We start from the raw sequence: 18,044 nt of genomic DNA, 5'->3' as shown, positions 1-18,044 counted from the left end.
ACATTTGTCCCCTATTGCCCGCCCGGACTTCTCTTCCTCCGCCCTCGCCCGATAGATCGCCTTTATCGATGGATCGCCTTTACCGACCCGGCCTCACGACCCGGCGGGTTCGGTGGGACCCGTGGCGATCTCGAACCACACCACTTTGCCGGTCGACAACCGGGTCGCACCCCAGCGCCGCGCCAGGCGGTTGACCAGGAACAGGCCCCGGCCGCCCTCGTCGGTGTCGCGGGCCCGCCGCTGCCGGGGCAGCTGCGGCGAGTCGTCCCCGACCTCGCAGCGCAACACGTCCGTACGGAGCAACCGCAGCGTCACCGGTCTCTCCGCGTACCGCACCGCGTTGGTCACGACCTCGCTGATCAGCAGCTCGACCGAGTCGCTCAGCTCCTCCAGGTCCCAGCGGGCCAGCGCCCGCCGGGCGAGCCGCCGCGCCCGGCCCGGGGCCGCGTCCTCCGGCTCCAGGAACCAGTACGCGACGTCGCTCGGCGCGATCCCGTCGAAACGGGCCGCGAGCAGCGCGATGTCGTCGTCCCGGTCACCCGGGCCCAGCACGTCGAGCACGTCGTCGCAGAGGGCCTCCAGCGGCGGCGCGTGGTCGGGTCCGGTCAGCTGGGCGGTCGCGGCCAGCCGCTCCCGCAGCTGCTCGATACCGGTCCAGACGTCCCGCAGCCGGGACTCCACGAGCCCGTCCGTGTAGAGGAGGAGGGTCGCACCGGCCGGCGCGTCCAGCTCGACGGCCTCGAAGTCGACCCCGCCGACCCCGATCGGCGCTCCCGGCGGTACCCGCAGGACCTCCGCCCGGCCGCCCAGGTGCAGCAGTATGGGCGGCGGGTGGCCGGCGTTGGCGATCGTGATCCGGTGCGAGACGGGGTCGTACACCGCGTACAGGCAGGTCGCCATCCGGTCCGTGCCGAGGCGCTGCGCCTGCTCGTCCAGGTGGTGCAGCACCTCCTGCGGCGGCAGGTCGAGACCCGCGAGGGTCTGCGCCGTCGTCCGCAGCTGGCCCATGATCGCGGCGGAGGTCATGGAGTGGCCCATGACGTCACCGACGACCAGCGCCACCCGGCTGCCGGGCAGCGGGATGGCGTCGTACCAGTCACCGCCCACCCTGGCCGTCTCGGCGGCCGGCAGATAGCGGGAGGCGAGCCGCACCCCGGTCGGCTGCGGCAGGTTCTCCGGGAGCATCGTGCGCTGGAGCTCGTCGGCGATGTAGGCCTCGCGCCCGTACAGCACCGCCTTGTCGATGCCCAGCGCCGTGTGCGTGGCCAGCTGCGCGGCGACCAGCAGATCGTTCGGCTCGAAGGCCGCCCGGTCCGGTCTGCGCAGGAAGACGGCGGCGCCGATGACCCGCCGCCGCCCGCGCAGCGGCGCGAGGATCGCGCGGTGCCCGGTCGGTACGGTCCGGTCGGCGCCCAGCAGCTCGGGCAGCGCGGCCCTGGCCGCCGCGGAGTCGCCGAAGACCGGCCGCACCCCGCGCAGCACCTCGGAGAGCGCGCCGCCGGAGAGCACCTCGCACAGCTCCGCCGCCGGCATGACGTCGGACTGCGGGTCCAGGACCGGCAGCAGGTCGCCCTCGGCGATCTGGACCGGGAATCCGCCGAGGAACGTCCCCTCGGAGTCGACCCGGCCGTCCGTGAGCCGCAGCCGGTCCGTGCGGCGCAGCCGCAGGACGAACGGCGCGATCGGCCGCTCGTCGCCGACGGGCAGCGGATCACGCAGATAGACGAGTATCGCGTCGGAGAACGTGGGCACGGTCGCCCGGCACAGGCCGAGGACGATCTCGTCCAGGTCTATGCCGCGGGCGATCCTGCGGGTGGCCGCTCCCACGAAGCGCAGCCGGTCGCCCTCGCGCCGCGCCGTCCCCGTGGGGTCGAGCGACGCCGTGGTGGGCAGTGCGGGGCCCGGCACGGCGGCGGTTCCCGCCGCCTCCTGCCGCGGCCGCGCGCGTTCCTGCGGCCGGGCAACCAGGGGCTGCCGGCCTTCGTGGGAGGTGGGATGCTCCGTCACGCGTGGGATTCCGTCCGTCCGGGCCGGTGGTGCGATGCGATCGCTTCGACTGGGTCCTGTCCGGTCGATCTTCGTGGATCGGCTGGCGGTTCGTGCGCGTACGACCGGACGGAGCGATGCCCGACACACATGGCTCCACCCCCTCGTAGTGATGTGCGGTCGTGCTCGTCGTGAAGTGCGGTCGTGATGATGTGCGGTCAGGTCGCGCGCTCCGCGGAACCGTTGAGCCGGTGCGGCCTTGCGGAGGACGATCCTACGTTTGAAGCCTGTGGTCGTAGCAAGAGTCTCATGAGCCCGGATCCGGAAGAGCGGGATCCAGTACCGGAATCGGGCCGGAATTCGCCCTCACGGGACGTTCGCCGGGGTCGTGGATTCGCCCTCACGAGGGTCACGCCGTGGTCCTGGAGTTGACCCGCCGCGTCCCCGAGGGCGCCCGGTCCCAGTCCGCGGGCAGCTCGGGCACCTGCCACGCCGGGTCGGGCCGCCACTTCTCCCAGCCGTCCCTGAACGGCGCGCCCCAGGCGCCGATCACCTCCAGCGCCGCCCGCCCGGCCTCCTGGACCCGGAGCGCCTGGCGGGCGTCCATCAGGCCGTCCTGCTGGGCCTGGGCGAACTCGTCCTCGTCGCGCCAGCGCCACGTACGGTCCGGATAGACGTCGATGTCCAGAAAGTGGTCCTCGGAGTCGACGCCCCCGGCCCAGCGGGTGTGGGGTTCCTCCAGGTTCACGTACCAGCTCTGGAACCGCCAGCCCCGCTCCCACCACAGCCACACCGACCACGGGTCCCCGGGGCGGGCCAGCTTGAGCACCCCCATGCCGTACCACTGGTCGCGCACCACCGTGCGCGGCTTGGTGTAGCGGGTGGGCAGCGGCTCGTGGTGGAGGGGCGTGCCGTCGGCGAGGACCGGCTTCACGCACGGCGTACCGGGCGCGAGCCAGGCCGCGAGCAGTTCGTCGGTGTCCTGGACGACCGTGACAGGGCGGCAGATGTGGACGTGGTCCCCGGCGTTCTGCCGGTACCGCCACAGGATCTGGGTGCCGGGCGCCCAGGGCCCGGCCGCTGCCGTGTCTGTCATGCGCAGATCTTAGTGGGAGCGCGCCCAGCCCGCCGGGGTACTTGTCGGATCACGGCCGTGTCATCCGCAGGACGTCCAGGGCCTCGTCCAGCTGCTCCAGGGTGAGGTCCCCGCGCTCCACGTACCCCCCGTCCAGGACGACCTCACGGATCGTCCGGCGCTGAGCCAGGGACCGCTTGACGACCTTCGCGGCCTCCTCGTACCCGATGTACTTGTTCAGCGGGGTGACGACGGACGGGGACGACTCGGCGTACGCGCGCGCCCGCTCGACGTGGGCCGTGATGCCGTCGACCGTACGGTCCGCCAGGAGGACGGACACATGGGCGAGCAGCCGTACGGACTCCAGGAGGTTCTTGCCGATGACCGGGAGCATCACGTTCAGCTCGAAGTTGCCGGCGGCGCCGGCGGCGGCGACCGTCGCGTCGTTCCCGGTCACCTGGGCCGCGACCATCAGCACGGCCTCGGGGATCACCGGATTGACCTTGCCGGGCATGATTGAGGAGCCGGGCTGGAGGTCGGGGAGGGAGATCTCGGCGAGTCCGGTGCGAGGGCCCGAGGCCATCCAGCGCAGATCGTTGGCGATCTTGGTGAGGGAGACGGCGAGGGTACGGAGCTGGCCCGAGGTCTCCACCAGTCCGTCGCGCGCGCCCTGCGCCTCGAAGTGGTTGCGGGCCTCGGTGAGCGGCAGCCCGGTCGCGCGGGCGACCTCGGCGATGACGGCGGCGGAGAAGCCGGGCGGGGTGTTGATGCCGGTGCCCACCGCCGTACCGCCCAGCGGCAGCTCGGCCAGGCGCGGCAGCGAGGCGGCGAGGCGCTCCACGGCGTAGCGGATCTGGGCCGCGTAGCCGCCGAACTCCTGGCCGAGGGTGACGGGCGTGGCGTCCATCAGGTGGGTACGGCCGGACTTCACGACCGTCGCGAACTCGACGGACTTGCGCTCCAGGGAGGCGGCCAGGTGCTCCAGGGCCGGGGTCAGCTCGCCCGTGACGGCGGCGGTCGCGGCGATGTGGATGCTGGAGGGGAAGACGTCGTTGGACGACTGCGAGGCGTTGACGTGGTCGTTCGGGTGTACGGCGCGGCCCAGGCGCTCGGTGGCGAGCGTCGCCAGCACCTCGTTGATGTTCATGTTCGAGGAGGTGCCGGAGCCGGTCTGGAAGACGTCCACCGGGAAGTGCTCGTCCCAGCGGCCCCCGACCACCTCGGCCGCCGCGTCCTGGATGGCGTCGGCGACGTCCTTGCCGATCACCCCGAGGTCGGCGTTCACCTTGGCGGCGGCGGCCTTGATGCGGGCCAGGGCGGCGATGTGGGCGGGCTCCAGGCGCTGGCCCGAGATGGGGAAGTTCTCCACGGCGCGCTGCGTCTGGGCCCGCCATTTGGCGTGGGCGGGGACCCGTACCTCACCCATCGAGTCGTGCTCGACGCGGTACTCGGCGGGGTCGTGCGGGCCTTGTGTGTCCTGTGTGTCCCGTGTGTCTCGTGCGTCTTGTGCGTTCATGCGTGAAGACCTCCTGTCAGGGCGAAGCGGCTGCCCGACAGGTGTATTCCCACCGGCGCCGCGTCCGCGCGCCGCCGGTGGGGTGGGGCAGGGGGTGGGACCCGTACGGGTGAGGCGTACGGGTCAGGCCAGGCGTACGACGGGTCAGGCCAGGCCGGGGCCGCGGACCGGGATGCTGGTGAAGGTCGGCGCGGGGGCCGGTTCGGTGAAGAAGTCGTTCCCCTTGTCGTCCACGACGATGAACGCCGGGAAGTCCTCCACCTCGATCCGCCAGACGGCCTCCATGCCCAGCTCCTCGTACTCGACCACCTCGACCTTCTTGATGCAGTCCTGCGCGAGGCGCGCCGCCGGGCCGCCGATCGAGCCGAGGTAGAAGCCGCCGTGCGCGCCGCACGCGTCCGTCACCTGCTTCGAGCGGTTGCCCTTCGCGAGCATGACCTTCGAGCCGCCGGCCGCCTGGAACTGCTCCACGTAACTGTCCATCCGCCCGGCCGTCGTCGGGCCGAAGGAGCCGGACGCGTACCCCTCGGGGGTCTTCGCCGGGCCCGCGTAGTAGACGGGGTGGTCCTTCAGGTACCGCGGCATCTCCTCGCCCGCGTCCAGCCGCTCCTTGATCTTGGCGTGCGCGATGTCCCGCGCCACGACCAGCGGTCCGGTGAGCGAGAGCCGGGTCTTGACCGGGTATTTGGTCAGCTCGGCGAGGATGTCGTCCATCGGCCGGTTGAGGTCGATCCGTACGACGTCCCCCGCCTCGTCCAGGTGCTCGTCGGTCGTCTCGGGGAGGAAGCGCGCCGGGTCGGTCTCCAGCTGCTCCAGGAACACGCCCTCGGCGGTGATCTTCGCGAGGGCCTGGCGGTCCGCCGAGCAGGAGACGGCGATCGCGACCGGCAGCGAGGCGCCGTGGCGGGGGAGCCGTACCACCCGGACGTCGTGGCAGAAGTACTTCCCGCCGAACTGCGCGCCGATCCCGATCCGCTGGGTCAGCTCGAAGACCTTCTGCTCCAACTCCTTGTCCCGGAAGCCGTGGCCCGTGGGCGAACCCTCGGCCGGCAGCTCGTCCAGGTAGTGCGCGGAGGCGTACTTCGCGGTCTTGAGCGCGAACTCCGCCGACGTACCGCCGACGACGATCGCCAGGTGGTACGGCGGGCACGCGGCCGTCCCCAGCGAACGGATCTTCTCCTCCAGGAACTTCATCATGGAGGTCTCGTTGAGGACCGCCTTCGTCTCCTGGTAGAGGAACGACTTGTTGGCGGAGCCGCCGCCCTTCGCCATGAAGAGGAACTTGTACGCGCCGCCGTCGGTCGCGTACAGCTCGATCTGCGCGGGGAGGTTCGAGCCGGTGTTCTTCTCCTCCCACATGGTGAGGGGAGCCATCTGCGAGTAGCGGAGGTTGAGCTTGGTGTACGCGTCGTAGATGCCGTGCGACAGGGCCTCCTCGTCACCGCCCCGGGTGAGGACGTGCTGGCCGCGCTTGCCCATCACGATCGCCGTGCCGGTGTCCTGGCACATGGGGAGGACGCCGGCGGCCGCGATGTTCGCGTTCTTGAGCAGGTCGAGCGCCACGAACTTGTCGTTCGAGGAGGCCTCGGGGTCGTCCACGATCCGGCGCAGCTGGGCGAGATGGGCCGGGCGCAGGTAGTGCGAGATGTCGTGCATGGCCTCGGCGGCCAGGGTGCGCAGCGCCTCCGGCTCGACCGTGAGGAACGTACGCCCGTCGGCCTCGAAGGTGGAGACACCTTCGGCGGTCACCAGGCGGTACGGCGTGGTGTCCTCTCCCAGGGGGAGCAGATCGGAGTACACAAACTCTGGCATTACGGCCATTCCTCACTCGACAGGCAGTGGCGCGGCCTCCATTGGCCGCGCGTTCCCCAGCGTAGGCGGCCGGGCGGGCCCTGTGCCGGTGAGGTGCGCCTCACGAACCGCTTCACGAACGCCTCGCGGGCCGGCTTGCGGGCCGGCTCGTCGGCCGGATCGCGAGGCGGCTTGCGGGCCGCCCGGCCGCCGTCTCGTGGTCCGCGCCGCGGACTGCCTCTGGTCGCGATCTATCGCGTTTCGCTACCCTGAGGGTGTGGACCTCGAAAAGCACTCCCAGAAGCCGGTCGCACCGGTGGAGCCCGCGGGTATCCGGGCCTCCGACGCCGACCGAGACCGGATCGCGGACATCCTCCGGGAGGCCCTGGCGGAGGGCCGTCTGGACGCCGAGGAACATTCCGACCGGATCGACGCCGTCTACCGCGCGAAGACCCTGGGTGAACTGCAACCGCTGGTACGGGACTTGCCGGTGGCAGGGGCCGGCACCGGGGACGCCGCCGGCTCCCCGGTCCCGGGCGGCCGGGCGTACGGCTACGGCCCCGACGACCCGACGGCGCCCGCCGAGAGCCTCGTCGCGGTGTTCAGCAGCTCGACCCGGAAGGGCCGCTGGCGCATCGGCCGGAGCACGCGCGCGTTCGCGCTCTTCGGAAATGTGGAGATCGATCTCACGGAAGCGCTCTTCGGGCAGCGGACAACCGTGATCAACGCGACGTCCATTTTCGGCAATGTCGAGGTCCGCGTCCCCGAGAACATCTCCCTGCGCGGCAACGGCACCGGCGTCTTCGGCAACTTCGAGGTCCTGACGCTGGAGGCCGCCGATCCCGACGCGCCGGTGGTCATCGTGAACGGCTATTCGGTGTTCGGGAACGTCGAGGCCAAGCCCAAGCGCGGCAAGTGGATCACCGATCTGCACCGGCGGTCCCGGAGGCACCTCGGGCACTGAGGGGCGCTGGAGCCTGGTGGGCTGGGGAGGCTGGTCCGGTGCGATGTTTTCCGGCCAAAGGTGTCCGGTTGTGGTTACGCGTCCGGAATTCCGCACCGCGTTCCGGACTCCGGAACCGCGTGCCACGCAGTGCATAGCGGCGCGTACAGCGGGTAAGGACTGCTGCATCGTCTCTCGCTCGCGAAGCCGTCGTCAGGAGTAGACCCGTGCCGCATCCGCCGCACCAGCCCTTGCAGGTCGCCGCCGTACCGTCCCCGCGGAGTCCCGCCCGGGAGGATCAGGCAGGCCCCTGGCACTCGGAGGCGGTATGCCGCCGGGACGAAGCCGGGTTGTTCTTCGCCCCTTCCAAGGAGCCGACCGCCTCACGGCTGTCGCGTGAGGAGTCCGCCAAGCGCGTGTGTGGCCGCTGTCCGGTCATGGTCGAGTGCCGGGAGCACGCGCTGCTCCAGCCGGAGCCGTACGGCGTGTGGGGCGGCCTCACCGCCGCCGAGCGCCGCGTGGTGCTGGCGCGGCGCAGACGGCGTGAGGTGGAGCTGAGGACGGCCGCGGCGGCGAACGACCACATCGCGGCGGCGGGCTGAGCGCCCGTACCGCACGGAAAGGGGCGCCCCGCCGCGCACGCGGGGCGCCCCTGACGACGGGCTGATCGTCCTACTTGGCGCGGTCGAAGTCGATGGCGCTGTAGGCGCGCAGTTTCGACAGCCGGTGGGTCGAGTCGATCTGACGGATCGTGCCGGACTTGGAGCGCATGACGAGGGACTGTGTCGTCGCGGTCTCCGAGCGGTAGCGGACCCCGCGCAGCAGTTCACCGTCCGTGATGCCGGTGGCGACGAAGAAGACGTTGTCACCGCTGACCAGGTCGTCGGTGGACAGGACACGGTCCAGGTCGTGTCCGGCGTCGATCGCCCGCCTGCGCTCCTCGTCGTCCTTGGGCCACAACTTGCCCTGGATGACGCCGCCCAGGCACTTGATGGCGCACGCGGAGATGATGCCCTCGGGGGTCCCGCCGATGCCCAGCAGCAGATCGACCCCCGTACCGTCGCGGGCAGCCATGATCGAACCGGCCACGTCGCCGTCCGAGATGAACTTGATCATGGCGCCGGTCTCGCGGATCTCCCGCACGACGGTGTCGTGGCGGGGCCGGTCGAGGACCACGACCGTGAGGTCCTCGGGGGAGACGCGCTTGGCCTTGGCGACGCGGCGGATGTTGACGGACACAGGCGCGTTGATGTCGACGAAGTCGGCGGCCTCGGGGCCGGTCACGAGCTTGTCCATGTAGAAGACGGCGGACGGGTCGAACATCGCGCCCCGGTCGGCGGCGGCCAGCACGGCGATCGCGTTGGGCATGCCCTTGGCGTTCAGGGTCGTACCGTCGATGGGGTCCACGGCGATGTCGACCTCGGCGCCGGTGCCGTCGCCGACGTGCTCGCCGTTGAACAGCATCGGGGCTTCGTCCTTCTCGCCCTCACCGATGACCACGAGGCCGTTCATGGACACCGTGGAGACGAGCGTGCGCATGGCGTTGACCGCGGCGCCGTCGGCACCGTTCTTGTCACCGCGCCCGACCCACCGGCCGGCCGCCATGGCGGCCGCCTCGGTGACCCGGACCAGCTCCAGCGCCAGGTTGCGGTCGGGGGCTTCGGGAGACACTTCCAGCGGGGGCGGCAGCTGACTGTCGGACATCGGAGCGCACCTTTCTGTGCGGTGACGACCGGAAAAGAGGGTGATACGACTCTATCTGCACATCGACAGATTGAGCAGTGGGGCCCACGGATGAGCGGCGTGGGCGTGATGCGACGATGGGGCCGTGGCAGAGGAGAGAGCCGTGGCAGAGAAGCGAGGCAGACAGTCCGTACGGGACATGTTCCTGTCGATGGTGGTCATCGGCGCGGTAGTCGCCGTGATCTACGTGTTCATCCCGCACGACGAGAAGGCCGACCCGGTCCGGGCGGTCGACTACCGCGTCGAACTCCTCACGGCGCGGCGCGCGGCCCCGTACCCCGTGGTGGCGCCGACGGGCCTGACGGGCGGCTGGAAGCCCACGTCGGTCTCGTACGAGCGGCAGAACGCGGACGCGTGGCATCTCGGCTACCTGGACCCCGACGGGGAGTACGTCGCCGTGGAGCAGTCCACGATGCCGGCGAAGAAGTACGTCACGGGCGTCACGCAGCGGGCCGAGAACACCGGCAGGACCCAGGAGGTGGCCGGCGAGACGTGGCAGCGCTGGGACGGCCCGAAGTACGACGCGCTGGTCCGCACGGAGGCGGGCGCGACGACGGTGGTCACGGGCACGGCGTCGTACGAACGCCTGGCGCAGATGGCGGCGGCGCTGGGGACGGACCCGGCGGCGGGCTGACGCGGTCGCTGCGGGTGCTCTGGGGGCGTCCCTGTCTGTCGGTGTTCTTCGCGGCAGACGGCCTCTCCGCAGCGGACGGCTTCTTCGCGGCGGGCCGCGACGCCTTGTCCTCGGCTGCCGCTTCTTGCCGCAGGCCGAGGGCGGCGCCGGCCGCTGCGGGCGCGACGGCGCGGGTTGTTTCCGCGCCGCCGGCGGCCGCTGGTTGCCCGCGCTCTTAGTGGCCGGGGGCCAGTTCTCGCCGCAGGCCGGCGCCGGCCGCCGCGCGCGTGATGGCCTTGGGTTGGCTCCTTTCGGTTGGTTGGCCCGCCCGCCCGGTGGCCCCTCGGACCGGCGCGCCCTCGCCGTCGGCCGGTGTTCGCGCGGGCGGCGACCGCTCCTTTGCCGTCGGCCGACGCCGATCCTGCGGGCTGACGGCGGCCGGCACTCAAGCTTGACCGGCTGCCCCTCGGGTCGGCGCTCGCGCGGGCGGCCGATCTGTTGGCGTTCCGGGCGGCCGACTGCCACTCCTTGCCGCAGGCTGACGCCGGTCGCTGTGGCGTGACGGTCTCGGGTTGTCTCCTTGCCGCCGGTTGACATGGACGCCCGCCCGCTCGGCCGACCCCGGGGGTGGGCGGTCCTCGGTGGTCTTCGTGGCCGGCTGCCGTTGTTTGCGGTGGGCTGACGCCGGTCGCCGGTCGCCGTGTGCCGACGCCTGTCGGCGCACAGCCGCGACTCACGGCCGATCGGCTGGTGGCCCCCATCGGATGGGGGCCCGGCCGGTGCTCGCGTGGGCGGCCCGTCTGTCGCCGGTCCTGGCGGCCGGGGGCCGCTCCTGGCGGTGGGCCGATGCCGCTCGTCGCGTTGATGCCCGCCGGCGCCGGCCGGGACGCACGGCCGACCGGCTGGACACGCACAGGGTCGGCGGTCCTGGGCGCCGACGGGTGTTCGCGCGACCGACTGATTCGCTCTCGATCCGCCAGTCCTCCCGGTCCGCCGAGTTCCCCGGTCGGCTCGGTCAGCCCTCGCCCGGCTCGGAGCCGGTGGTGTCATCCGCCAAGGACGCGTCCAGGCGGGCGCGGGCGCCCTCCAGCCAGCGGCGGCACACCTTCGCCAGCTCCTCGCCCCGCTCCCAGAGCGCCAGCGAGTCCTCCAGCGTCGTCCCGCCCGCCTCCAGTCGGCGCACGACCTCGATCAACTCGTCCCGTGCCTGCTCGTAGCCGAGCGCGGCTTTCTCATCCGTCGTGGCCATGCGATCCATCCTCCATACGGGCCGGCGTACGAGCCGACAGGCGAACCGGCGGGTGAGCCGGCCCGGTGGAACAAGTCGAGCGTCCGGAACGGTCCGGGCGGACCGCGGCAGCGGTACGGAGGGCGCGCGCGAGATAGGTCCCTCGGACGGTGCCGGCCGGCCGGGCGGGACCGGTGAGACGGGCGCCATCCGTGGCGCGGGCCTCGCGGGCCGCGCCCACGGCGCCCACGGCGCCCACGGCGCCCACGGCGCCCACGGCGCCCACGGCGCCCACGGCGCCCACGGCGCCCACGGCGCCCACGGCGCCCACGGCGCCCACGGCGCCCACGGCGCCCACGGCGCCCACGGCGCCCACGGCGCCCACGGCCTCGACCCGGTAGGACCCGCTCACTCCGCGACCCGCACCGTGAAGTCCCCCTTCGCCACCCGCGCCCGCAGCTCCTCGCCCGCGGTGACGTCCTCGGGAGACCGTACGACCGTCCCGTCGGGACGCTGGAGCACCGCGTACCCCCGCTCCAGCGTCGCGGCCGGCGAGAGCGCCACCACGCGTGCGCGCGTGTGCGACAGTTCCGAGTCCGCGCGGTCCAGCAGATGCCGCAGCACCCGCCGCGACCGGTCCGCCAGCGCGTCCACCTCGGCGGCGCGGTCCGTGACCATCCGCTGCGGCCACTCCATCACCGGCCGGCCGAGCGCGTGGGCGAGGCCGCGCTCCTCCCGGTCGAGCAGCCCCCGTACCGTCCGCAGCGCGCGGTCCCGCAGCGCCTGCACCCGGTCCAGCTCCTCGCCGACGTCCGGCACGACCTTCTTCGCCGCGTCCGTCGGCGTCGACGCCCGGACGTCCGCCACCAGGTCGAGCAGAGGGGAGTCCGGCTCGTGCCCGATCGCGGAGACCACCGGCGTCCGGCACGCGGCCACCGCCCTTACCAACTGCTCGTCCGAGAACGGCAGCAGATCCTCCACGCTCCCGCCGCCGCGCGCCACCACGATCACGTCGACCTCCGGCAGCGCGTCCAGCTCCTCGACCGCCGCCACGACCTGCGCCACCGCGTTCACGCCCTGCACGGCGGTGTTGCGCACCTCGAAGCGGACGGCGGGCCACCGCCGCCGCGCGTTCTCCAGCACGTCCCGCTCGGCCGCCGACGCCCGGCCGCAGACCAGCCCGATCAGCTGCGGCAGGAACGGCAGCGGCTTCTTGCGGTCGGCCGCGAACAGCCCCTCCGCGCCCAGAGCCTGCTTCAACCGCTCCAGCCGCACGAGCAGTTCGCCGATGCCGACCGGCCGTATCTCCGTGGCCCGCAGCGACAGCTGCCCCCGCGGCGCGTACCACTCCGGCTTGGCCTGCACCACGACCCGCGCGCCCTCCGAGACCACATCGGCGATGGCGTCGAACACCTGGCGGTAGCACGTCACCCCCACCGAGATGTCGTACGACGGGTCGCGCAGCGTCAGGAAGACCACCCCCGCGCCCGGTCTGCGCGAGAGCTGCGTGATCTGACCCTCGACCCAGACGGCCCCGAGCCGGTCGATCCACCCACCGATGAGCCGCGACACCTCACCGACGGGCAGCGGGGCGTCCGCGGACGTGTTGAGAGCCATACCGAGGAGCGTATCGGCAGCCTCTGACATCACCGGGCGCCCGCAGGACGTGAGCGGCACGTCCGGCGGCGTGGCCGGGGCGCCGGGGCAGCGCTGGTGAGGCCCCCGCGCGGCTTCAGCCGTCCGCCCGGACGGGCGTGGACGACTCGCCCGCACGGCGCCGGGCCGCCTCCGTGCACGCGCCGACGCGGTCCAGGCCGTCCGCCCGGGGACGGGGTCGACCGGACCATATCCGTGGACGGCCCACCCAACGGCGCCAGCATGGCGCCCCAACCGCTTCCATGCGCGCGCCCGGACGGCCCGGGCCGTCCGCCTGGACGGCGTGTGCGGGTCGGCCGGACCGTGTCTGCGGAGGGCCCTGCGGCGTCAGTACGGCGCCCGGGTCGCTTCCGTGCGCGCCCATGCGGCCCGGGGCGTCCGCCTGGGCGGCTTGTGCGGGCCGCCGACACGGCGTCAGCACGCCGCCCGGACGGCGTCAGTAAGGCGCCGGGGTCGCTTCTGAGCGTGCGTCCGTGCGGCGGCCCGGGCCGTCCCCGGCTGAGCGGCGTGTACGGGTCCGGCGGGACCGCGTCCGGACGGACCCACGGCGCCCGGCATGGCGCCTGGCCCCTTCCGTGCGGCGCGCCAGCGCGGCAGCAGCGGTACGGGTGGTCGCGCGGGGCTTCAGCGGGCCTCCCTGACGGGGGAGGCCCCTCGCCCGTACGGCGCCGGCATGGCGTCCGGGCCGCAGCCGTGCGTCCGTGCGGCCCCGGTCCTCCCCGCCTGAGCGGCGTGTGCGGACCAGCCGGACCGCGTCCATGGACAGCCCCACGGCGTCCGTACGTTCCTGGGTCGCCTCTGTGCGCGCCCGCGCGGCCCGGGTCATCCGCCTGGATGGCGTATGCGGGCCGACGACACCGCGTCAGCAGGCCGCCCGGACCGCCAGCGTGGCGCCCGGACGGCGCCTGTGAGGCCGTTGCGCGGCTTCAGCCAGAGCAAGGAGGGGCATGAGCGGGTCGCCTGCACGGCGTGAGTGTGGCGCCCGGGCTGCCTCCGTGCGCGCGGCCAGCCCGGCAGCAGGGGTACGGGTGCTCCCGCGCGGCCATCAGTCGGCCGCCTGCACGGCCTACCCGGGCCCGCCCGACCCGCCTCCCTGCACCCTCCACACACGCTCCACCGCGTCAGCCGACCCGCCCGGCCACGTCGGCGTCCACGAGACCCGCCCCCGTCAGCGCGACCTCGAACGCGCCCCACGCCAGGCCACGTCAGACCAACGTCACCCCGCCCCCACCCGCCCCCGCTGCCCCACCAGCACCGCCAACCCCACCGCCAGCCAGATCGCCCCCACCACCTGTGCCGTCCCCGACGCCTCCACGATCACCGCCACCAGGATTCCCGCCCCCACCACCGGCAGCACCACATGCCGGAACCACCGCGGCGCCCCCTCCGCGCGTCGTACCGCGAACCACCCCACCACCGACGCGTGCAGCAGCACGAACGCCGACAGCGCCCCGATGTTGACCACCGACACCAGCTTGTCCAGGCCGTCGCCCCGCTGCGCCGCCCACACCGCCGCCCCCAGCGTCACCACGGCCGCCAGCAGCAGGGCCACCCGGGGCACGCCCGAGTCCGTACGGGACAGGCCGCGCGGCAGTCGGCGCTCGCGGCCCATCGCGAACAGCAGCCGCCCCGCCGCCGCCTGACCCGCCAGCGCGGCGAACGCCGCGCCGATCGCCTTGCTGGACGCCACCAGGTCGTGCAGCCACGTGCCGACCGCCGAATCCACCGCGTCGTAGAACGCCGTGCCCTGGGCGGCCGGATCGGCCGCCAGTCGTGCGGAGCCGACCGGCTCCAGCAGCGCCACCAGATACGTCTGCGCGATGAACAGCACCCCCGCCAGCACCAGGCAGAACAGCACCGCCCGCGCCACCTTCCGCGAGCCGCCCGTCACCTCCTCGGCGAAGGAGGCGATCGCGTCGAAGCCCAGGTACGAGAGCACCGCGACCGACACCCCCCCGATGACCGCCGTCAGCGAGAACCCCCGGTCACTGGTGAACGGCGTGGACCAGCCGCGTGTCGCCCCGTCCTGGGCCAGCACCACGACCGCCGCCACCACGAAGATCAGCAGCACCACGATCTCCAGCGCCAGCACCGCCATCCCGACCCGCGCCGCCGCCCGTACGCCCCACAGGTTGAGCAGCGTGGTGACCACGACCGCGATCGACGTCCACACCCACCGGTCCACGGACGGGACCAGCGCCTCCATCGCGATCCCCGCGAAGAGGTACGCCACCGCCGGGATCAGCAGGTAGTCGAGCATCGCCATCCACCCGGCGATGAACCCCGGCCCCTCGCCGAGCCCCTTGCGCGCGTAGTTGAAGACGGACCCGGCCTGCGGGGCCACCCGGACCATCTGGGCGTAGCTGAACGCGGTGAACGCCATGGCGACCGTCGCCACCACGTACACCAGCGCCACCGCCCCGTGCGACTTCGCGTCGAGCGTCCCGAACACGCCGACGGGGGCCATCGGGGCGATGAACAGCAGCCCGTACACGACGAGGTCGCGGAACCCGAGCGTCCGCCGCAGCTGCCCGCCGGCCGGCTCCCGCAGGCTCTCCGCCCCGCCGCCCCACACGGGTCCACCGGCCGACGGCCCTCCGTCCTCGCCGCCGTCGGTGTGCCCGCCGGTGTCGCCGGTGCCGCCCATCGGGTCCCTCCGTACGTCACGTACCCGTGACGTACCCGTCACGTAGGCCCAGTGTCGGGTCCAAGGGCGACCCCCCGCCTGTTCTGGGCGGCCTTACGATGGGACGCATGACTGACACGTCCCGCCCGTCGCCCGCCGCCACCCCCAGTGGAGACGCCGCGCGCCGCGCCGGCAAACGCGTCCTGCTCGCCGCCCCCCGTGGTTACTGCGCGGGGGTGGACCGTGCCGTGATCGCCGTCGAGAAGGCGCTGGAGCAGTACGGCGCGCCCATCTACGTCCGGCACGAGATCGTCCACAACAAGTACGTCGTACGGACCCTGGAGAAGAAGGGCGCCATCTTCGTCGAGGAGACGGCGGAGGTCCCCGAGGGATCGATCGTCATGTTCTCCGCGCACGGCGTGGCCCCGGTCGTCCACGAGGAGGCGGCCCGCCGCAACCTCGCCACCATCGACGCGACCTGCCCCCTCGTCACCAAGGTCCACAAGGAGGCCGTCCGCTTCGCGAGCGAGGACTACGACATCCTCCTCATCGGCCACGACGGCCACGAAGAGGTCATCGGTACGTCGGGCGAGGCCCCGGACCACATCACGCTGGTCGACGGCCCGGACGACGTGGCCAACGTGAAGGTCCGCGACGAGTCGAAGATCGTCTGGCTCTCCCAGACCACGCTGTCCGTGGACGAGACCATGGAGACGGTCGACCGGCTCAAGGAGAAGTTCCCGCTGCTGATCTCGCCGCCCAGCGACGACATCTGCTACGCGACGCAGAACCGCCAGATCGCGGTCAAGCAGATGGGCGCGGACGCGGACCTGGTCATCGTCGTCGGCTCCAAGAACTCGTCCAACTCCGTCCGCCTGGTCGAGGTCGCCCTCGGCGCCGGCGCGCGCGCCTCGTACCTGGTGGACGCGGCCGACGAGATCGAGGAAGCCTGGCTCGACGGCGTGGAGACGGTCGGTCTCACGTCGGGGGCGTCCGTTCCCGAGGTGCTGGTCGAGGGCGTCCTGGAGTACCTGTCGGAGCGTGGCTTCGAGGACGTCGAGATCGTGAAGGCGGCGGAGGAGTCGATCGTGTTCTCGCTGCCGAAGGAGCTGCGGCGGGACCTGCGCGCGGAGGCGGCGGCGCTGACGGCGAAGTGAGCGCACACGCGGTACGGAGTTGATCGCACGCGTGGTAGGGGATTGATCGCACGCGTGGTCGGATCGTACGTACATCTGATCGGACCGTACGTACATGTGCTCGACTGGGAAGTCCGTACGTACGGTCGAGGGGTAACGGCGCGCGTGGCGGTCGTCTGCCCGTAACGTTGTGTCCATGAACGTCTTCGGAGTGGACATCGGCGGCTCGGGGATCAAGGGCGCGCCCGTGGACCTGGAGCGCGGCGACCTGGTCGAACCGCGTCACAAAGTACTCACCCCGCAGCCCGCGACGCCCGAGAGCGTCGCGGACGGCGTGGTCGAGGTCGTACGGCACTTCGGCTGGTCGGGTCCGGTCGGCATCACCTTCCCCGGGGTGGTGACCGGTTCCGTGATCCGTACGGCCGCCAACGTCGACAAGAAGTGGATCGACGTCGACGCCGGCCAGCTGCTCGGCGACAAGCTGAACCTCCGGGTGACCGTCCTCAACGACGCCGACGCGGCGGGGGTCGCGGAGATGGCCTTCGGCGCCGGGCGGGGCCGTAAGGGCACGGTTTTCCTGCTGACGTTCGGTACGGGCATCGGCAGCGCGCTCTTCGTGGACGGCAAGCTGGTGCCCAACACCGAGCTGGGCCACCTGGAGCTGCACGGCCACGACGCGGAGAAGCACGCGTCGACGAAGGCCAAGGAGGACGAGGACCTGAGCTGGCACCACTGGGCGCACCGGGTCCAGAAGTACCTGGCGCACGTGGAGATGCTGTTCTCGCCCGAGCTGTTCATCATCGGCGGCGGGGTGAGCCGTAAGGCGGAGAAGTTCATTCCGCTGATCGAGGGCATCAAGGCGGAGATCGTCCCGGCCGAGCTCCAGAACAACGCGGGGATCGTGGGCGCGGCGATGACGGCGGCGGGCAGGTAGGCGGGCGGGGCCGTACCGCCCACGGAGGTAGGTGCTCCTACCCGCGCGGTACGGCCCTGCGAGGAACGGCGGCCGTGTGTGCCCCCGCGGCCCGGTTCGCGGCTGCCGCGGCGGCCACGTCGCGGGCGAGCTGGCGGCGCCCCATCTGGCGGATCTTGCGTACGGACGCGATGAGGCCGGCGACGAGTGTGCCGCCGTACAGCCAGCCCGCGTGTACGGCCAGCGCGGTGACGACCGCCATGACGTTCCCGCCGAACCCGCCCGTACCGCCGGCGATCGGGGTCGTACCGACGGCGAAGGCGATCGGTACGGCGATCGGCGCGGTCACCAGGTCGGCCTCCCGCACCCAGAGCGCTGTCACGCCGCTCACCAGCAGGAACATGAATCCGTACGGGAAGGGCGCCCCGTCGAACAGCAGCTCGTCCACGAACGCGACGAACAGCATGACGGCGGTGGCGAACAGTCCCGCGCCGATCCCGGTGAACCGGGGGTTGGGCAGACCGCGCAGGGTGTCGACGACCGGTGGCACCCGGCGTGCCGGCGCGGGCGGCACCCGGTGGACGCTCGCGGCCTCCGCGACGGCGCCCCGGGGCGGAGGGGGTGTCCCCGGCCTGGTCCGGCGCTGGGGCTGACGTGTCCTGTGCTGGTCCACCGGACCAACGTAGGCGGCGGAGGGGGACGAATCCGGCACGGGACACGCCCTTTGGGCGAGCTTGGCGTTGCGTTCGAGGCGTACGGGCGGGTCGCGGGAGGCCGGGAACCGCCGGGAACCCGTCGTGGAGCGCGAACCACCGCCC

General features: G+C 72.5%; 14 protein-coding genes. 5 read left to right on the top strand and 9 right to left on the bottom strand.

Translation table 11 applies throughout. From position 1 onward, the window contains the following. Positions 1–93: 93 nt before the first annotated feature. From OG349_RS12690 to OG349_RS12675, 4 genes are all read right to left on the bottom strand, one after another. Entirely contained in the window at positions 94–2,007 is a 1,914-nt protein-coding gene (locus OG349_RS12690; protein ID WP_327234710.1) for an ATP-binding SpoIIE family protein phosphatase, read from the bottom strand. A gap of 388 nt (positions 2,008–2,395) precedes the next feature. Beyond that, complete coding sequence (gene fomD, locus OG349_RS12685) at positions 2,396–3,082, bottom strand: cytidylyl-2-hydroxypropylphosphonate hydrolase (RefSeq protein WP_327234709.1); 687 nt, start codon at positions 3,080–3,082, stop codon at positions 2,396–2,398. A gap of 49 nt (positions 3,083–3,131) precedes the next feature. After that, entirely contained in the window at positions 3,132–4,577 is a 1,446-nt protein-coding gene (locus OG349_RS12680; RefSeq protein ID WP_327234708.1) for a class II fumarate hydratase, read from the bottom strand. A gap of 144 nt (positions 4,578–4,721) precedes the next feature. Continuing rightward, complete coding sequence (locus tag OG349_RS12675) at positions 4,722–6,398, bottom strand: fumarate hydratase (protein WP_327234707.1); 1,677 nt, start codon at positions 6,396–6,398, stop codon at positions 4,722–4,724. 247 nt (positions 6,399–6,645) lie between these two features. Here OG349_RS12675 and OG349_RS12670 point away from each other — a divergent pair, with 247 nt between their 5' ends. Together OG349_RS12670 and OG349_RS12665 are read left to right on the top strand one after the other, a co-directional pair. Beyond that, a complete protein-coding gene (locus OG349_RS12670; RefSeq protein ID WP_327234706.1) occupies positions 6,646–7,332 on the top strand; it encodes a DUF1707 SHOCT-like domain-containing protein in 687 nt (228 codons plus the stop codon). 206 nt (positions 7,333–7,538) lie between these two features. Further along, positions 7,539–7,913, top strand: coding sequence for a WhiB family transcriptional regulator (locus OG349_RS12665; RefSeq protein ID WP_161309903.1), 375 nt, complete (start codon positions 7,539–7,541; stop codon positions 7,911–7,913). 70 nt (positions 7,914–7,983) lie between these two features. Here the strand turns inward: OG349_RS12665 and glpX are convergent, their stop codons facing one another. Further along, positions 7,984–9,015 carry a class II fructose-bisphosphatase gene (gene glpX / locus OG349_RS12660; protein WP_327234705.1) on the bottom strand — a complete coding sequence of 344 codons (1,032 nt, stop codon included), beginning with the start codon at positions 9,013–9,015 and terminating at the stop codon, positions 7,984–7,986. Between the two features lie 142 nt (positions 9,016–9,157). Here glpX and OG349_RS12655 point away from each other — a divergent pair, with 142 nt between their 5' ends. Next, entirely contained in the window at positions 9,158–9,688 is a 531-nt protein-coding gene (locus OG349_RS12655; protein ID WP_327234704.1) for a DUF4245 domain-containing protein, read from the top strand. 994 nt (positions 9,689–10,682) lie between these two features. Here OG349_RS12655 and OG349_RS12650 read toward each other — a convergent pair. The 3 genes from OG349_RS12650 to OG349_RS12640 form a co-directional block, all read right to left on the bottom strand. Next, positions 10,683–10,916 (bottom strand): exodeoxyribonuclease VII small subunit, encoded by a 234-nt coding sequence (locus tag OG349_RS12650; RefSeq protein ID WP_327234703.1) that lies wholly within the window; start codon positions 10,914–10,916, stop codon positions 10,683–10,685. A gap of 387 nt (positions 10,917–11,303) precedes the next feature. Further along, entirely contained in the window at positions 11,304–12,512 is a 1,209-nt protein-coding gene (gene xseA, locus OG349_RS12645; protein WP_327234702.1) for an exodeoxyribonuclease VII large subunit, read from the bottom strand. A gap of 1,255 nt (positions 12,513–13,767) precedes the next feature. After that, positions 13,768–15,198 carry an APC family permease gene (locus tag OG349_RS12640; protein ID WP_442806379.1) on the bottom strand — a complete coding sequence of 477 codons (1,431 nt, stop codon included), beginning with the start codon at positions 15,196–15,198 and terminating at the stop codon, positions 13,768–13,770. A gap of 107 nt (positions 15,199–15,305) precedes the next feature. On the opposite strand from OG349_RS12640, the gene OG349_RS12635 reads away from it, so the two are divergent. Further along, positions 15,306–16,334, top strand: coding sequence for a 4-hydroxy-3-methylbut-2-enyl diphosphate reductase (locus OG349_RS12635; protein ID WP_327234700.1), 1,029 nt, complete (start codon positions 15,306–15,308; stop codon positions 16,332–16,334). 175 nt (positions 16,335–16,509) lie between these two features. Then, positions 16,510–17,247 (top strand): polyphosphate--glucose phosphotransferase, encoded by a 738-nt coding sequence (ppgK, locus tag OG349_RS12630; RefSeq protein WP_327234699.1) that lies wholly within the window; start codon positions 16,510–16,512, stop codon positions 17,245–17,247. Positions 17,248–17,284: 37 nt separating this feature from the next. On the opposite strand, the gene OG349_RS12625 is transcribed toward ppgK, so the two are convergent. Continuing rightward, entirely contained in the window at positions 17,285–17,899 is a 615-nt protein-coding gene (locus tag OG349_RS12625; protein ID WP_327234698.1) for a DUF6542 domain-containing protein, read from the bottom strand. Positions 17,900–18,044 lie beyond the last annotated feature (145 nt).

This window comes from Streptomyces sp. NBC_01317 (genome assembly GCF_035961655.1).
Taxonomy (GTDB): Bacteria; Actinomycetota; Actinomycetes; order Streptomycetales; family Streptomycetaceae; genus Streptomyces.
This window is presented reverse-complemented; position numbering and strand designations above follow the sequence as displayed.